Annotated in this window: 15 protein-coding genes and 2 tRNA genes; 11 read left to right on the top strand and 6 right to left on the bottom strand. The window is 68.3% G+C overall.

Annotated features, from left to right (window positions below; genetic code table 11):
- Positions 1-66: 66 nt before the first annotated feature.
- Positions 67-142, bottom strand: a tRNA-Lys gene (locus NTM_RS15990).
- A 162-nt stretch (positions 143-304) separates the two neighbouring features.
- On the opposite strand from NTM_RS15990, the gene NTM_RS15995 reads away from it, so the two are divergent.
- Positions 305-1525 carry a L,D-transpeptidase gene (locus tag NTM_RS15995; protein ID WP_163766822.1) on the top strand — a complete coding sequence of 407 codons (1221 nt, stop codon included), beginning with the start codon at positions 305-307 and terminating at the stop codon, positions 1523-1525.
- 53 nt (positions 1526-1578) lie between these two features.
- Here NTM_RS15995 and NTM_RS16000 read toward each other — a convergent pair.
- Positions 1579-1651: transfer RNA gene (locus NTM_RS16000), tRNA-His, on the bottom strand.
- Positions 1652-1683: 32 nt separating this feature from the next.
- Positions 1684-2331, bottom strand: a complete 648-nt coding sequence (gene orn, locus NTM_RS16005; RefSeq protein ID WP_104863470.1) for an oligoribonuclease — start codon at positions 2329-2331, stop codon at positions 1684-1686.
- Positions 2332-2413: 82 nt separating this feature from the next.
- Between orn and NTM_RS16010 the strand changes: the two genes are divergently transcribed.
- On the top strand, positions 2414-4018 hold the full coding sequence (locus NTM_RS16010; RefSeq protein ID WP_163766823.1) for a helicase HerA-like domain-containing protein: 1605 nt from the start codon (positions 2414-2416) through the stop codon (positions 4016-4018).
- Positions 4019-4107: 89 nt separating this feature from the next.
- Here the strand turns inward: NTM_RS16010 and cmrA are convergent, their stop codons facing one another.
- Positions 4108-4914, bottom strand: coding sequence for a mycolate reductase (gene cmrA, locus NTM_RS16015; RefSeq protein WP_104863581.1), 807 nt, complete (start codon positions 4912-4914; stop codon positions 4108-4110).
- A 25-nt stretch (positions 4915-4939) separates the two neighbouring features.
- Here cmrA and NTM_RS16020 point away from each other — a divergent pair, with 25 nt between their 5' ends.
- Positions 4940-6253: an MFS transporter gene (locus NTM_RS16020; RefSeq protein WP_163766824.1), complete on the top strand. Its 1314-nt coding sequence runs from the start codon at positions 4940-4942 to the stop codon at positions 6251-6253.
- 4 nt (positions 6254-6257) lie between these two features.
- Here NTM_RS16020 and NTM_RS16025 read toward each other — a convergent pair whose 3' ends face one another.
- Positions 6258-7040: a hypothetical protein gene (locus NTM_RS16025; protein WP_163766825.1), complete on the bottom strand. Its 783-nt coding sequence runs from the start codon at positions 7038-7040 to the stop codon at positions 6258-6260.
- A 136-nt stretch (positions 7041-7176) separates the two neighbouring features.
- On the opposite strand from NTM_RS16025, the gene NTM_RS16030 reads away from it, so the two are divergent.
- The 3 genes from NTM_RS16030 to NTM_RS28565 all read left to right on the top strand — a co-directional run bounded on the left by NTM_RS16030 (position 7177) and on the right by NTM_RS28565 (position 9488).
- Positions 7177-9003, top strand: a complete 1827-nt coding sequence (locus NTM_RS16030) for an alpha/beta hydrolase family protein (RefSeq protein WP_163769510.1) — start codon at positions 7177-7179, stop codon at positions 9001-9003.
- A gap of 89 nt (positions 9004-9092) precedes the next feature.
- Positions 9093-9296: a hypothetical protein gene (locus tag NTM_RS16035; RefSeq protein ID WP_083143982.1), complete on the top strand. Its 204-nt coding sequence runs from the start codon at positions 9093-9095 to the stop codon at positions 9294-9296.
- 36 nt (positions 9297-9332) lie between these two features.
- Positions 9333-9488 carry a hypothetical protein gene (locus NTM_RS28565; protein ID WP_170311981.1) on the top strand — a complete coding sequence of 52 codons (156 nt, stop codon included), beginning with the start codon at positions 9333-9335 and terminating at the stop codon, positions 9486-9488.
- A 20-nt stretch (positions 9489-9508) separates the two neighbouring features.
- On the opposite strand, the gene NTM_RS16040 is transcribed toward NTM_RS28565, so the two are convergent.
- Positions 9509-10123: an SACE_7040 family transcriptional regulator gene (locus NTM_RS16040; RefSeq protein ID WP_163766826.1), complete on the bottom strand. Its 615-nt coding sequence runs from the start codon at positions 10121-10123 to the stop codon at positions 9509-9511.
- A gap of 94 nt (positions 10124-10217) precedes the next feature.
- Between NTM_RS16040 and NTM_RS16045 the strand changes: the two genes are divergently transcribed.
- From NTM_RS16045 to NTM_RS16065, 5 genes are read left to right on the top strand one after another with little or no spacing between them, the layout of a single operon-like run.
- Positions 10218-11768: a carboxyl transferase domain-containing protein gene (locus NTM_RS16045; RefSeq protein WP_163766827.1), complete on the top strand. Its 1551-nt coding sequence runs from the start codon at positions 10218-10220 to the stop codon at positions 11766-11768.
- A 2-nt stretch (positions 11769-11770) separates the two neighbouring features.
- Complete coding sequence (locus NTM_RS16050) at positions 11771-13753, top strand: ATP-binding protein (RefSeq protein WP_163766828.1); 1983 nt, start codon at positions 11771-11773, stop codon at positions 13751-13753.
- A complete protein-coding gene (locus NTM_RS16055; protein WP_163766829.1) occupies positions 13750-14910 on the top strand; it encodes an acyl-CoA dehydrogenase family protein in 1161 nt (386 codons plus the stop codon). The genes NTM_RS16050 and NTM_RS16055 overlap by 4 nt, the downstream gene beginning before the upstream one ends.
- Positions 14907-15398 (top strand): MaoC family dehydratase, encoded by a 492-nt coding sequence (locus NTM_RS16060; protein WP_163766830.1) that lies wholly within the window; start codon positions 14907-14909, stop codon positions 15396-15398. The genes NTM_RS16055 and NTM_RS16060 overlap by 4 nt, the downstream gene beginning before the upstream one ends.
- Positions 15395-16198, top strand: a complete 804-nt coding sequence (locus tag NTM_RS16065; RefSeq protein ID WP_163766831.1) for an HpcH/HpaI aldolase/citrate lyase family protein — start codon at positions 15395-15397, stop codon at positions 16196-16198. The genes NTM_RS16060 and NTM_RS16065 overlap by 4 nt, the downstream gene beginning before the upstream one ends.
- The last annotated feature ends 1 nt before the right edge of the window (position 16199 follow it).

The raw sequence follows: 16199 nt of genomic DNA on the forward strand, positions 1-16199 counted from the left end.
GCATTCCCGAAAACCAGCAGCCCGAAAACCAACAAAGGCCCTGTGGATACAGGGCCTTTGTTGTGGTGGTGCGCCGTCAGGGTTTCGAACCCCGGACCCGCTGATTAAGAGTCAGCTGCTCTACCAACTGAGCTAACGGCGCGCGTGTGAGACAATAACAGGCCCGCGGCGAAAGACGGAAATCCGCACGTCCGCGCGTTTTCGGAGCCGACATCGCAGTCGTGCCCCAACCTCGGAACGGACCGTAGAATTGGCGGCATTGGGTCGCGGGCGAAACAGCCCTGATGTGAGGTGGAGCGGAAGTATGTGGCAGGTCAACACGGCGAGCCGTGCGCGGGCGAGACGGTCCTGGTGGGTGGCCGTTGCGCTGGTTCCCGCGCTTGTGCTGGGCCTCAGCGCCTGCGCGGGGAGCACCGAAACCCCCAAGCCGCAGGTGATCACGGACAAGGGCACCCCGTTCGGTGACCTCTTGGTGCCGAAGCTGTCGTCGTCGGTCAAGGACGGCGCCGTCGGCGTCAGCGCGGGCGCGCCCGTCACGGTCAGCGCCGAAGACGGTGTCCTGGGCTCGGTGACGATGGTCAACGAGAACGGCAAGTCGGTGGAGGGCAAGCTCTCCGAGGACGGCCTGACGTGGGAGACCTCCGAACCCCTCGGGTACAACAAGCGCTACACGCTCACCGCGCAGGCGCTGGGGCTCGGCGGGGTCGCGAGCCGGCAGATGACGTTCGAGACGCACAGCCCGGAAAATCTCACGATGCCTTACGTTTTGCCCAACGAGGGTGAGGTCGTCGGGGTGGGGCAGCCGGTCGCCATCCGGTTCGACGAGAACATCCCGAACCGGTTGGCCGCACAACGCGCCATCACCGTCAAGACCGAACCGCCCGTCGAGGGCGCGTTCTACTGGTTGAACAACCGTGAAGTCCGTTGGCGCCCAGCCAAGTACTGGAAGCCCGGCACCAAGGTCGAGGTCGAGGTCAACACCTACGGCGTCGACCTGGGCGACGGTCTGTTCGGTCAGGACAACGTGTCGACGAGCTTCACCATCGGCGACGAGGTGATCAGCACCGTCGACGACAACACCAAGACGTTGACGGTGCGCCGCAATGGCGAGGTCGTCAAGACCATGCCGGTGTCGATGGGCAAGAACAGCACGCCGACCAACAACGGCGTCTACATCGTCGGTGACCGCAGGTCGCACATGATCATGGATTCGTCGACCTACGGCGTTCCGACCAACTCGCCCAACGGCTATCGCACCGAGGTCGACTGGGCCACCCAGATCTCCTACAGCGGCATCTACGTGCACGCGGCGCCGTGGTCGGTGGGCAGCCAGGGCGAAGCCAACGTCAGCCACGGCTGCATCAACGTCAGCACGAGCAACGGCCAGTGGTTCTACGACAACTCCAAGCGCGGCGACATCGTCGAGATCGTCAACACCGTCGGATCGCCGCTGCCGGGCACCGACGGGCTGGGGGACTGGAACATCCCGTGGGAGCAGTGGAAGGCTGGCAACGCCAACGTGTGACGCCCGGACAGCAGAAACGCCGCCTACCGAAGTAGGCGGCGTTTCCCTTTCGGGGTGGCTGACGGGACTCGAACCCGCGACAGCCAGGATCACAACCTGGTGCTCTACCAACTGAACTACAGCCACCATCGCCGCTTCTCGAAAGCGGCTTGGTCATATTAGCCGGTGGACCCCTCTGGAGCCGAATCGTCCTGCTTCTCGTCCTGCCTAGGGGGTCCCAACTCGGCCGCGACGGCCGCGATGTCGCTGGTCGAGGGCCCGGGCGGCGCGACGAACGCGGTCTGGCGGTAGTAGCGCAGCTCGCGGATCGACTCGTGGATGTCGGCCAGCGCGCGGTGCGCGAGCCCCTTCTCGGGCTGCCCGAAGTAGATCCGCGGGTACCAGCGCCTGCACAGCTCCTTGATCGAGCTGACGTCGATCATCCGGTAGTGCAGGAAGTCGTCGAGCTTGGGCATGTCGCGGGCGATGAACCCGCGGTCGGTCGCGATCGAGTTCCCGGCCAGCGGCGCGGTCTTGGCCTGTTTGACGTGCTCCCGGATGTAGGTCAGCACCATGTCCTCGGCGGTTGCGACGTCGACGGTGGACGCGCGCACCTCGTCGACGAGGCCCGACTTGGCGTGCATCTTGGCGACGACGTCGACCATCGAGGACAGCGCGGCGTCGTCGGCGTGGATGACCACGTCGAGGCCGTCGCCGAGGATGTTCAGCTCCGAATCGGTCACCAGTACCGCGATCTCGATGAGCAGGTCGGATTTCAGGTCCAGGCCCGTCATCTCGCAGTCGATCCACACCAGTTCGTCTCGCACAGCGCTCAACAGTAAGCCCACCGGCGCACAACGGCTTGCGGCACCCATCTCAGGCAGGTCCCGCCGCAGTAGGGTTCGACCCATGAGCACGCACCCTTCCGCCACCCCCGCGCAGCAGATCGCCGCAGGTTATGCGGCGGAAGGAGCAGCGGTCGAGCTCGGCACCGTCGTCGTCGACGGCGTCTGCGACCCGGCCGCGCGGGTCCGGATCCCGTTGGCCACGCTGAACCGCCACGGGCTGGTGGCCGGTGCGACCGGCACCGGCAAGACGAAGTCGCTGCAGGTGCTGGCCGAACAGCTCTCGGCGGCCGGGGTGCCGGTGGTGATGGCCGACGTCAAAGGCGACCTGTCGGGCTTGTCCAGGCCCGGTGAACCCGGGGCCAAGGTGGCCGAGCGCGCCGCCGACACCGGCGACGACTGGGCCCCGGCGGCCTACCCCGTGGAGTTCCTGTCGCTGGGCACCTCGGGCATCGGGGTGCCGGTGCGCGCGACCATCACCAGCTTCGGGCCGATCCTGCTGTCAAAGGTGCTCGGGCTGAACCAGACTCAGGAATCGACGCTCGGGCTGATCTTCCACTGGGCCGATCAGCAGGGGCTGCCGTTGCTGGACCTCAAAGACCTGCGCTCGGTCATCCAGTACCTGACCAGCGACGAGGGCAAACCGCAGCTCAAGGCGCTCGGTGCGGTGTCGACGACGACGGCCGGGGTGATCCTGCGGGCACTGGTGAACCTGGAGGCCGAAGGCGCGGACACGTTCTTCGGCGAGCCGGAGCTCGAACCCGACGATCTGATGCGCGTCGACGCGTCCGGGCGTGGCGTCATCACGCTGCTGGAACTGGGCAGCCAGGCGGCCCGGCCGGTGCTGTTCTCGACGTTTCTGATGTGGGTGCTCGCCGATCTGTTCACCACGCTGCCCGAGGTCGGTGACGTCGACAAACCCAAGCTGGTTTTCGTCTTCGACGAGGCGCACCTGCTGTTCTCCGACGCGTCGAAGGCGTTCCTCGACCAGGTCGAGCAGACCGTCAAACTCATCCGGTCCAAGGGTGTCGGTGTGCTGTTCTGCACCCAGCTGCCCGGAGACATCCCCAAAGAGGTCCTCAGCCAGCTCGGCGCGCGGATCCAGCACGCGCTGCGTGCGTTCACCCCTGACGATCAGAAGGCGCTGACCAAGACCGTCCGCACCTATCCGAAAACCGACGTGTACGACCTCGAATCGGCTCTGACGTCGCTGGGCACCGGCGAGGCCGTCGTGACCGTGCTCTCGGAGAGGGGCGCACCGACGCCGGTGGCCTGGACCCGGATGCGCGCGCCGCGGTCGCTGATGGACACCATCGGGTCCGACGCGATCGCCGCGGCGGCCCAAGCCAGCCCGCTGCAGGCCGAGTACGGCCAGACGGTCGACCGGGACTCTGCCTATGAACGGCTCGCGGCGCGTCTGGCGCCACCACCGCCGGTGCCCCAGCCGCCCGTCGCCCCTTCGCCGACCGAGCAGCCTCCGGTGTACGTCCCACCGCCGATGGACATCCCGCCGATGCCCGCACCCGCGTCGCCCCCCGAGCCCGGCTTCCTCGATCAGGTGATGGCCAACCCGGCGTTCAAGAGCGCGATGCGCTCGGCGGGGACGGTGATCGGGCGCGAGATCACCCGCAGCATCTTCGGCACGGGCCGGCGTAAGCGCCGCCGCTGACCCGCGATCGCTGACCGCCGAGATTGCTTCTGGTCAGCCTGCTACTCGAACTTCCGCTGCCGGAATGCGATTTCGGCGAGAAACCGAGGTTAGTCGCCGCCGAGCTTCTTGTAGACGGCGCCGACGATCGGCGCGACGATCGAGCGCGGCGCATAGCCGCTGGCGGTTGACATCGCCTTCGACGTCAGGCCGGGGACGACGCGCATCTTGTTGCGCTCCAACCCATCCAGCGACACCTTGGCGGTGTACTCGGTGTCGATCCACAGGAAGTCCGGGATCAACCTCTCGACGAGGGACTGCTCGTCGGGGTCGGGCAGCTCGGTGCGTACCGGTCCCGGCGCGAGCACCGTGACGTGCACCCCGGACGATTTCACCTCGCCGCGCAGCGATTCGCTGAACGTGTTCGCGAACGCTTTCGTCGCGGCGTAGGTCGCGTTGTTCGGGATCGGGGAGTTGCCCGCCGCCGAACCGGAGACCAAAATGCCGCCGGCCCGCCGCTCGACCATGCCCGGCAACACGGCAAGCACCAGGTCGTGTACGCCGAGCACGTTGAGCTGCACCTGTTTCCGTTCCTCGGCCGGATCCAGGGAGGCGACGGCGCCGAACGTCGCGGTGCCGGCGTTCGCGCACAGGATCGAGATGTTGCGGGTGGCCAGCTCCTCGCAGAACACGTCGCGCGCGGCCGGGTCGGCCAGGTCGACGGCGCGTACCTCCACGGTGACGCCGAAGTCGGCGCGCAGCCGCTCGGCGAGGGTGTTGAGCACCTCTTCGCGGCGGGCGGTGATGATCAGGTGATGGCCACGGCGGGCGAGCTCGACGGCCAGCGCCTCACCGATGTTCTGCGAAGCGCCGGTGACGACGGCGCGAGCGTCCGCGCTGGGAGCGGGTACTGGCATGGGCCGGACTATATCGTGAGCGACCATGAGCCAGCTGCCGCCCACGACCGGCCCGCCCATCGATGCGGCGCCGCGCTCACGCGTGCTGGCCTGGGCGATGTGGGATTTCGGGGCGACAGCGATCAATGCGATCGTCATCACGTTCGTCTTCACCGTCTACCTCACCACCACCGTCGGCGACGACCTGCCGGGGGACACCAGCCCGGCGAGCTGGCTGGGCCGCGCGCTGGCGCTGGCCGGTCTGGTGGTCGCGCTGCTGGCCCCGGTCACCGGGGTGCTCGTCGACGCGCCTTCGCGCCGCCGCCGCGCCCTGGCCGTACTGACCGGACTGGTGGTGTTGTTCACGGCCTCGCTGAGCCTGATCCGAGACGACCACCGCTACCTGTGGCCGGGGCTGGTGTTGCTGGCGTGCACCGCGGCGTGCAGCGAGTTGGCCACGGTGCCCTACAACGCGATGTTGCGCGAACTGTCCACGCCGCAGACTTCGGGCCGCATCTCCGGCATCGGATTGGCCTTGGGCTACTTCGGCAGCGTGCTCGCACTGCTGGTGGTGTATCTGGGCTTCATCTCCGGTGACGGCGACACCCGCGGACTGCTCGGGATTCCGGTCGGCGACGGGCAGAACGTGCGCGCGGCGATGCTGCTGGTTGCGGCATGGTTCGCGCTGTTCGCGTTGCCGCTGCTGATCTTCGCGCCGAAGAACGACGCGGCGCCCCCGCCTCGCGTCGGCTTCTTCGGCGCGTACCGGCGGCTGTGGTCCGACGTGCGCGCCGAGTGGCGCCGAGACCGCAACCTCGTCTACTACCTGGGCGCCAGTGCCGTGTTCCGGGACGGGCTGACCGGGATCTTCACCTTCGGCGCCGTGCTCGGCGTCAACGTCTACGGGGTCTCGGATGCCGACGTGCTGCTGTTCGGCGTCGCGGCCTGCGTCGTCGCGGCACTCGGGGCGGTCGTGGGTGGGCGGTTCGACGACCGCGTGGGCTCCAAGACGGTGATCGTCGCATCGCTGTCGGCGTTGATCGCGGTGGGGCTGACCCTGATGGCGGTGTCGGGACCGTTGGCGTTCTGGGTGTGCGGGCTGCTGCTGTGCCTGTTCATCGGCCCGACGTTGTCCTCGGCGCGCACCTTGATGATGCGGATGGCCGAACACGGCAAGGAGGGCGTCACGTTCGGGCTGTACACCACGGCCGGTCGCGCCGCGACATTCCTGGCACCGTGGCTGTTTTCGTTGTTCATCGACATCTTCGACAGCTACCGCGCCGGGATGGCCGGCCTGCTGCTCGTCGTCGTGGCCGGGCTGCTGCTCTTCCTGCCGGTGCGTGCCCCGCACCGCATCTAGGGAACTACCCGGTCGACGTGCAGATGGTCAGACCGACACCGGTGCTCAGGTCCATCTGCACACCGTTGACCGAGATCGAGCACGTCACCTCGCGACCGACGTTGATGATGCTGATGCTCGCCGACGTCTCGCCCGGCTGCGGCAGCGCCACCTCCTTGCTCCACGGCAGCATCACGTTGAACTCGGTCTGGAGCAGCCCGCCGGTGTCGACGTAGGTCAGGTTGATGGCCCGGCCCTCGCCGTCGACGGTGTAGACGACGGAGTCGGTGGCACCCCGCGTCGTCGGCGGTTTGAGCGGTGTCGTCGGGCCGGTCGGCAGGGTGGGCAGCGGTGCCACCGGGGTGGACGGCCTCGTGGTGGTGCGCGGCGCGCGGGTGGTGGGCGTCGGAGACGGGGTGCTCAACGATGGCTCCGGTACCGACGGCAGCGGGGCCACCACCGTCTGCTGCCGCGAGCTGTTGACGATCACGAGCGCGATCACCAGACCGATGACCAGGACCACGGCGACGCCTGCGACGACCCACAGCCAGCGAGGCGACTTCGGCTCCTGAGGCGGCTCGGCGCCGTAGCCCTGCGGGCTGGGAGGCGGGTACTGACCCGTCGCGTACGGGTCATAGCCGTACTGCGGGTACGCGGGAAGGCGCTCGGTGGGTTGCGGAGCCTGCGCCGGCTGTTGATACGGCGGTCCGTACGGCGTCTGGCTGGCGTAGGCAGGATCGGAGTATCCGGAGTACCCGGAGTTGCGCTCACCCCATTGATCGCCGCCGCGGTCGGGTGAATCTTTCATGCCCACCTCATGGCTGCGAGGGTACCTGTGCGGCCGCTCAGAGCCCTCGAGCACCGGCCGACCCGGCGGCGCCGGGGCCGACCGTGCACAATCGGGAACCGTGGCAGAACAGGTCCGCCGGATTTACGGCGCGTCGATGTCACCTGACGCCACCGCGTTCGCCCACCTCGTCGACGACGGCGGGTATCCCCGGGCGGTCCAGCGGTTCCTGCGCGGGTGGCGCGCGAGCTCGTCGCGTGACGTCGAGCTGCCCGTCGACGGTCCCGTCACCCGGGTACTGCACTCCGCCGACGGGCACTGGCTGGCCTGCCAAGTCGCGCCCGAAGGCAGCACCCGCAGCCAGATCTGGGTTGTCACAACAGATCCCGATGACCGCGCGGCCCGCCGGATCGACTATTGGCCGTCCGGGGTGGAGGGCACCGCTGAGCTGATCGGGTGGGACGGCACGCTCGTCGCGGCGATTCTGACCGGTGAGGACGGTGTCGGCAGCTCCTGCCTGATCGATCCCTCGGGCGGGCCGACCACCGTGCTGGACCGCCGCTCGGGTGGGCGCCTGGTCGACGCGTGGGCCGGTGCCTCGCTGGTGCGCGTCGGCCCGCGCGGCTACCGCGACCTGATCATGCTGCGCGGCCTGGTCGAGACCGGCCTGCTGCCCTATGACCCAGGTTCCACCACCGACACCGGTGTGATCCTCGACGACCACCACCCCAGACGGCTGCGCACCGGCCCCGACGGGGAGCACTTCGCGCTGTACCAGCCCGCCAAGACCTACGACGTCAACAGCACCGAGGGCTATGTGCGGGCGCTGATCCGCAGCGAGAACGGCGCCGAACACGCGCGGCTGCTCGAGGTGACGGTGACCGCGGAGGGTGTCACCTACCAGGTGGTGGCCGAACGCCCGGGCTGCGAACTCGACGAGTTCACCGTCAGCGACGACCTGTCGACGGTGGCTCTGCTGTGGAACCTGCACGGCGCCAGCGAATTACAGATCCTCGAATACGCCGACGGGACGCTCTATGATCCGATCCCGCTGCCGGGCATGGTGGCCAGTGAGCTCAGCATCAGTGCCGGCGGATCGATGCTGGCGCTGACGGTCGAGGGTCCGTCGAACCCACCGGCGGTGGAACTGGTCGATCCCCGCACCCGGGAGTGGCAACTCGTCGACCGCGAGCCCTCCCGCGGCCCGGTGTCGGCCGATCCGACCCTGGAGACCATCACCGCGCGGGACGGCATGACCTTCAGCGGATGGCTGTTCACCCCGCCCGAGGGCGTCGAGACGATCGGCGCGATGCTGTTCCTGCACGGCGGACCCGAAGGGCAGGGCAGACCCGGATACAACGAGTTCTTCCCGGCGCTGCTGCAGGAGGGGATCTGTGTCTTCCTGCCGAACGTGCGCGGTTCGGGCGGATTCGGCCGGTCCTTCATGCACGCCGACGACCGCGAGCGCCGGTTCGCCGCGATCGACGACGTCGCCGATGCGGTGCGGTTCCTGGTCGACGGCGGTCACGCGCCCGCAGGCAAGGTGGCGTGCTGCGGATGGTCCTACGGGGGATACCTGACCCAGGCCGCGTTGGCGTTCCACCCCGACCACTTCGCCGCGGGCATCAGCATCTGTGGCATGAGCGACCTGAACACCTGGTACCGCAACACCGAACAGTGGATCGCCGCGGCGGCCTACCCCAAATACGGGCATCCGGTCAGCGACCAGGATCTGCTGGAGCGGCTGTCCCCGCTGCCGCGCGCCGAGGCGATCACCGCGCCACTGCTGCTCGTCCACGGCCTCAACGACACCAATGTGCCGCCGAGCGAGTCGCAGCAGATGTGTGAAGCGCTGAGCGCGCTCGGACGCAAGGTCGAACTGCTGACCTTCGACGACGACGGCCACGAGATCGACAAACGGGAGAACCGCGCGGTGTTGCGGCGCGCGATGTGCGATTGGCTCACCGCGGCATTCGCTGGATGACCTGTCCGAGCCGAGGTTTATCTGAATTTTCCGCGGGGTAAAACCTTGCTGCGCGCCACTTCCGGGCGCGCAGACCAAGGAGGCACACAATGCGAGGAATTCTCGGGGTCATTGTGCTCGTCTGGTTGTTGATCGGCGTGTTCGCCGCGTATCAACGCGATTACTTCAGCGGTAGCGAAACGAATTGCGCCACAGCCGGAAGCATCGCATTGACCGTCGTGGCCGGGCCGCTGAACTATGCGGGCGTCAACCCGAAGGTCACCGAATGCAACGTCCCGCAACCCAGTCAGTAGAACGCTGATTGGCCGTCTGGAGAGAAATGGACTGACATGATCGTCTTCGGAGCGCTTCTGCTGCTTCTGGGGTACCTGTTCAGCATGCCGATCCTGTTCTACATCGGCATCGTGCTGCTCGTCATCGGTGCGGTGTTCTGGATCCTGGGATCCGTCGGCCGACCGGTCGCGGGCCGCCGAGCCTGGTATTAGCAGCGGGACCCACGCGACGTCTAGCTGTTTGCGGCCGAGGTCAGCGCCGCGACCGTCATCTCCCGGAGGACGGTGCGCGAGCTGGCCTCGGCCGTTTTCGTCGCTCCCGGCTTCATGCTGTGGGCCGTCGAGTTGAGCAGGCCGAATGTTCCGTGCGCCATCACCCGTGCGGCGGCCTCGGTCAGCAGGGGATCGCGCCGCTGCAACACATCCACCCAGATCTCGACGTACTGCCGCTGTTTACGCCGCACCTGACGCTTGGCCGCGGGCGGCAGGTTGCCCAGGTCGCGGTCCTGGATGCGGATCAGGTCGGACTCGTCGAGGGCGAAGTCCAGATGGAAGTCGATCAGGTTCTGCAGCGCCGAGTCCGCATCGGCGGCGGCGTCGGCCACGTCGCTCGCACCGGCCAGCAGCCGGGTGCTGATCCCCACCAGCAGCTCCGACAGCAGGGCCTCCTTGTTCGGGAAATGCCGGTAGATCGCCGGGCCGCTGACCCCGGCCGCGGCGCCGATGTCCTCCAGCCGCACCGCCAGATAGCCGTGTTCGGCGAACAGCCGCTCGGCAGCGGCGACCAGTTGACCACGGCGATCGGACTTCGCCCTGCTGCGTGGCGAGGCCGCGTCCGTGGAAGCCATGTGACGAACCTCCCGCCGATGGTGGACACCAACAGTTAATGATGATTAACATACCACTCGGTTAGTCGCCATTAACTATAAGGTGGGTTCAGCGATGGCAGCGCGGGCATCTCATCGCGACGATCACGTCGCGCTGGTCGACCAGTTGCGGGCCAAGCTCGCCGCGGCCGCGCTCGGGGGTCCCGAACGGGCCCGGGAGCGCCATATCGGCCGGGGCAAGCTGCTTCCGCGCGACCGCGTCAACGGCCTGCTCGATTCCGGCAGCCCGTTCCTGGAACTGGCCGCGCTGGCCGCCGACGGCATGTACGACGACGAGTGCCCCGGGGCGGGCATGATCGCCGGCATCGGCCGGGTGTCCGGGCGGGAATGCATGATCGTCGCCAACGACGCGACGGTGAAGGGCGGCACCTACTACCCGGTCACGGTCAAGAAGCACCTGCGCGCCCAGGAGATCGCGCTGCAGAACCTGCTGCCGTGCATCTACCTGGTCGACTCGGGCGGGGCGTTCCTGCCGCGCCAGGACGAGGTGTTCCCCGACCGCGAGCACTTCGGCCGGATCTTCTACAACCAGGCGACCATGAGCGCCAAGGGAATCGCGCAGATCGCCGCGGTCCTGGGCTCCTGCACCGCCGGCGGTGCATACGTCCCGGCGATGAGCGACGAGGCCGTGATCGTGCGGAACCAGGGCACCATCTTCCTCGGCGGGCCGCCGCTGGTGAAGGCGGCGACCGGAGAGGTCGTCACCGCCGAGGAACTCGGTGGCGGTGATCTGCACTCGAAGGTCTCCGGGGTCACCGACCACCTGGCCCACGACGACCGCGACGCGCTGCGGATCGTTCGCCGCATCGTCGCGACGCTGGCGCCGAAAGCCGCGCCGCCGTGGGAGGTGGCGCCGGCCGTCGCCGCGGTCGCCGACCAGAGCGAGCTCTACGACGTCGTGCCCGTCGACTCCCGGGTGCCCTACGACGTGCACGAGGTGATCACCCGCATCGTCGACGGCGGCGAGTTCGCGGAGTTCAAGGCCGAATACGGCACCACGCTGGTGACCGGCTTCGCCCGCATCCACGGCCACCCGGTCGGGATCGTCGCCAACAACGGGGTGTTGTTCGGCGAATCCGCAGTCAAGGGTGCGCATTTCATCGAGCTGTGCGACAAACGCAACACGCCCCTGCTGTTCCTGCAGAACATCTCCGGATTCATGGTCGGGCGCGACTATGAGGCCGGCGGTATCGCCAAGCACGGCGCGAAGATGGTCACCGCGGTGGCGTGCGCGCGGGTGCCGAAGTTGACCGTGGTGATCGGTGGGTCCTACGGGGCGGGCAACTACTCGATGTGCGGACGGGCGTATTCGCCGCGCTTCCTGTGGATGTGGCCGAACGCGCGGATCTCGGTGATGGGCGGCGAGCAGGCCGCGTCGGTGCTGGCCACCGTGCGTGGCGACATGACCCCCGAGGAAGAAGAGGCGTTCAAGGCGCCGATCCGCGAGCAGTATGAGAGCCAGGGCAATCCCTACTACTCCACCGCACGGCTGTGGGACGACGGTGTCATCGACCCCGCCGACACCAGAGACATTGTGGGATTGGCACTTTCGGTGGCAGGCCAGGCTCCGCTGGAGCCGGTGTCCTACGGCGTCTTCAGGATGTGAACATGTTCGATACGGTTCTGGTGGCCAACCGCGGCGAGATCGCGGTCCGGGTCATCCGCACGCTGCGGGCGATGGGTATCCGCTCGGTCGCGGTGTTCAGCGACGCCGACGCCGGTGCCCGGCACGTCCGGGAGGCCGACGTCGCAGTCAACATCGGCCCCGCCCCGGCGCGACAGAGCTACCTGTCCGTCGACGCGCTGCTTTCCGCGATCGAACGCACCGGCGCGCAGGCCGTCCACCCCGGCTACGGATTCCTGTCGGAGAACTCGCAATTCGCCGATGCGCTGAAGTCCGCCGGTGTGGTGTTCATCGGTCCGCCGGTCTCGGCGATCGAGACCATGGGGGACAAGATCTCGGCCAAGGCGGCCGTCTCGGCGTTCGGTGTCCCCGTGGTTCCTGGTATCTCGCGGCCCGGCTTGACCGACGACGATCTGATCGCCGGCGCGCCGGAGATCGGTTTCCCGGTTCTGGTGAAACCGTCCGCCGGCGGCGGCGGCAAGGGTATGCGGGTCGTGCACGACGCCGCCGATCTGCCCGCCGCGCTCGCCAGCGCGCGCCGCGAAGCGGCGTCGGCGTTCAATGACGACACCCTGTTCCTCGAGCGGTTCGTGCTCAACCCGCGCCACATCGAGGTGCAGGTGCTCGCCGACACCCACGGCAACATCGTGCAGCTCGGTGAGCGGGAGTGCAGCCTGCAGCGCCGCCACCAGAAGGTCATCGAAGAGGCGCCGTCGCCGCTCCTCGATCCCGAGACCCGCGCGCGGATCGGCACCGCCGCATGCGACACCGCCCGCAGCGTCGACTACACCGGCGCGGGCACCGTGGAGTTCATCGTGTCTGCCGACCGGCCCGACGAGTTCTTCTTCATGGAGATGAACACCCGCCTGCAGGTCGAACATCCGGTCACCGAGATGGTGACCGGACTGGACCTGGTCGAGCTGCAGGTCCGGGTCGCCTCGGGAGAGAAGCTGCCGATCGCGCAGCACGACATCCGGCTCGACGGCCACGCGATCGAGGCCCGGGTGTACGCCGAGGACCCCGCGCGCGGCTTCCTGCCCACCGGCGGCGATGTCGCCGGTCTGCGGGAACCGGCCGGACCCGGGATCCGCGTCGACTCCGGGTTGCGGGTCGGCACCGTGGTCGGCAGCGACTACGACCCGATGCTGGCCAAGGTGATCGCGCACGCCGCCGACCGGCCGGCCGCACTGCGCGCGCTCGATGCCGCGCTCGCCGACACCGCGGTCCTCGGGCTGACCACCAACGTGGAGTTCCTTCGCTTCCTGCTCGCCGACCCCGACGTCGCCGCCGGTGACCTGGACACCGGGCTGCTCGACCGGCGGCTGCCCGACTTCGTGCCCGCGCCTCCCTCCGACGAGGATCTGATCGCCGGCGCCGCCTACCGCTGGCTGCGGTCCTGGCCTGCGACGCCCGCCGACCCGTGGGAGGCGCCGTCGGGCTGGCGCATCGCCGGCCGCGCACCCACCACCGTCCGGTTGCACGCCGGTGAGCGCACCGACCACGTCTGGCTCACCGGCACCCCCGACAGTGCGACCGCGACCGTCGAAGGCGGGGAAACCCGAACGCTGCGCGCCGAATTGGACGGGGACCGGCTCGCGGTCACGATCGACGGACTGCGCACCGACTACGCCGTCGCCGAGGCCGGACACCAGGTGTGGCTGGCCGGCGCCGGACGCGTCGCGATGGTCGAGGAGGTCCGTGAGGCGCCGGTGCGCCCCGACGACGAACACAGCGGAGACGCCGAACTGACCAGCCCCATGCCGGGCGCCGTGGTCGCCGTCGGCGTCGAGGACGGGGCGACCGTCGCGGCGGGGACCGTGGTGGTCACCGTCGAGGCGATGAAGATGGAGCACGCGTTGTCCGCACCCGTCGACGGGATGGTGGAGTTGTTGGTCGACGCGGGCGAACAAGTCAAGGTGGGTCAGGTCCTGGCCCGCGTCACGGCAAGCAAGGAGCCGCAAGCATGACCGATTTTCTCGCGACCGGGACCCTTCCCGACCACTACGCGGAGCTGGCCAAGACGGTGCGGGACTTCGCCCAGAGCGTCGTCGCACCCGTCGCGGCCAAACACGACGAGGAGCACTCGTTCCCGTACGAAGTCGTTTCCGGCATGGCCGACATGGGGCTGTTCGGCCTGCCGTTCCCCGAGGAGTACGGCGGCATGGGCGGCGACTACTTCGCGCTGTGCCTGGCGCTGGAGGAGCTCGGCAAGGTCGACCAGAGTGTGGCGATCACGCTGGAGGCCGGCGTCTCCCTCGGGGCGATGCCGGTGTACCGGTTCGGCTCCGAGGACCAGAAGCAGGAATGGCTGCCGCTGCTGGCCAGTGGCAAGGCCCTCGGCGCGTTCGGCCTGACCGAGGCGGGCGGCGGCAGCGATGCCGGCGCGACGAAGACCACCGCCAAACTCGACGACGGCCACTGGATCATCAACGGCAGCAAGCAGTTCATCACCAACTCCGGCACCGACATCACCAAACTGGTCACCGTCACCGCGGTCACCGGTGAGAACAACGGCAAGAAGGAGATCTCGTCGATCCTGGTGCCGGTCCCGACCCCTGGTTTCACCGCCGAGCCGGCCTACAACAAGGTGGGCTGGAACGCGTCGGACACCCACCCGCTGAGCTTCGACGACGTCCGGGTTCCCGAGCAGAATCTGCTCGGTGAGCGTGGCCGCGGCTACGCGAACTTCCTGCGGATCCTCGACGAGGGCCGGATCGCGATCGCGGCGCTGTCGGTCGGTGCTGCGCAGGGCTGCGTGGACGAAAGCGTCAAGTACGCCAAGGAACGTGAGGCCTTCGGCCGCCCGATCGGCAGCAACCAGGCGATCGCGTTCAAGATCGCCCGGATGGAGGCCCGGGCCCACGTCGCGCGCGCCGCGTACTACGACGCCGCGGCACTGCTGTTGTCGGGCAAGCCGTTCAAGAAACAGGCCGCGATCGCCAAGATGGTCGCCAGCGAGGCCGCGATGGACAACGCCCGCGACGCCACCCAGATCTTCGGCGGCTACGGTTTCATGAACGAGTACTCGGTGGCCCGGCACTACCGCGATTCGAAGATCCTCGAAATCGGCGAGGGCACAACAGAAGTGCAGTTGCTGCTGATCGGGCGGGAGCTCGGGCTGTGACGGGGAAACGTATCGTCGTCCAGCGCGGGTTGTGGTTCGAGGAATTCGAGACCGGCGTGATCTATCAGCACCGGCCCGGCCGCACCATCACCGAGGCCGACAACGTGTTGTTCACGACGCTGACGATGAACACCCAGGCGCTGCACCTCGATGCCGCGTTCTCGGATGCGTTGCCGCCGTTCAACCAGCGGCTGGTCAACTCGATGTTCACGCTGTCGACGCTGGTCGGACTTTCGGTCGCGCAGCTGACCCAGGGCACGATCGTCGGCAACCTCGGGTTCGGTGAGGTGGCTTTTCCGAAACCGCTCTTCCACGGCGACACGCTGTACGCCGAGACCGAGGTCACCGACAAGCGGGAATCCAAGAGCCGCCCGGGGGAGGGGATCGTCACCTTCAGCCACGTCGGGCGCAACCAGCACGGCGATGTCGTGGCGACGGCATCGCGCAAGACCATGGTGCGCAAGCGACCCGAAGGAGATGCGCAGTGACCCTGGCGCCTGGCACGGCGTGGCTGTTCTGCCCCGCGGACCGACCGGAACGATTCGAGAAGGCCGCCGCGGCAGCCGATATCGTGATCCTCGACCTGGAGGACGGGGTGGCGGCCAAGGACCGGCCTGCGGCCCGCGAGGCGTTGGTGAACACCCCACTGGACCCGCAGCGGACCGTGGTGCGGGTCAACCCCACCGGCACCGCCGATCACGAAGCAGACCTGCAAGCCGTCTCGCGCACCGCGTACACCACGGTGATGCTGGCCAAAACCGAAGCACCAGAACAGGTCAGCGCGTTGGCGCCGTGGGACGTGATCGTGCTGATCGAGACGCCGCTGGGCGCGCTGAACGTCGTCGAGCTGGCCCGGGTGGACAACGCGTACGCGTTGATGTGGGGCGCCGAGGACCTGTTCGCCGCGCTCGGCGGGACGGCCAACCGCTACCCGGACGGCTCCTACCGCGAGGTCGCCCGCCATGTCCGGTCCCAGACGCTGCTGGCCGCCAAGGCCTACGGGAGGGTGGCGCTGGATTCGGTGTTCCTCGACATCAAGAATCTCGGCGGGCTGCGCGATGAGGTCGACGACGCGGTCGCGGTCGGCTTCGACGGCAAGGTCGCGATCCACCCGACGCAGATCGCGGTGATCCGGGACGGCTACACGCCGACCGAGAAGGAAGCCGACTGGGCGCGACGGGTGCTGGCCGCGGCGCAGACCGAGCGCGGCGTGTTCCAGTTCGAGGGCCAGATGGTCGACATGCCGGTGCTGCGGCGTGCCGAGCGGATCGTCGCGCTGGCGCCCTAGG

The organism is Mycolicibacterium parafortuitum, from assembly GCF_010725485.1.
In the GTDB taxonomy this organism is placed as follows: domain Bacteria; phylum Actinomycetota; class Actinomycetes; order Mycobacteriales; family Mycobacteriaceae; genus Mycobacterium.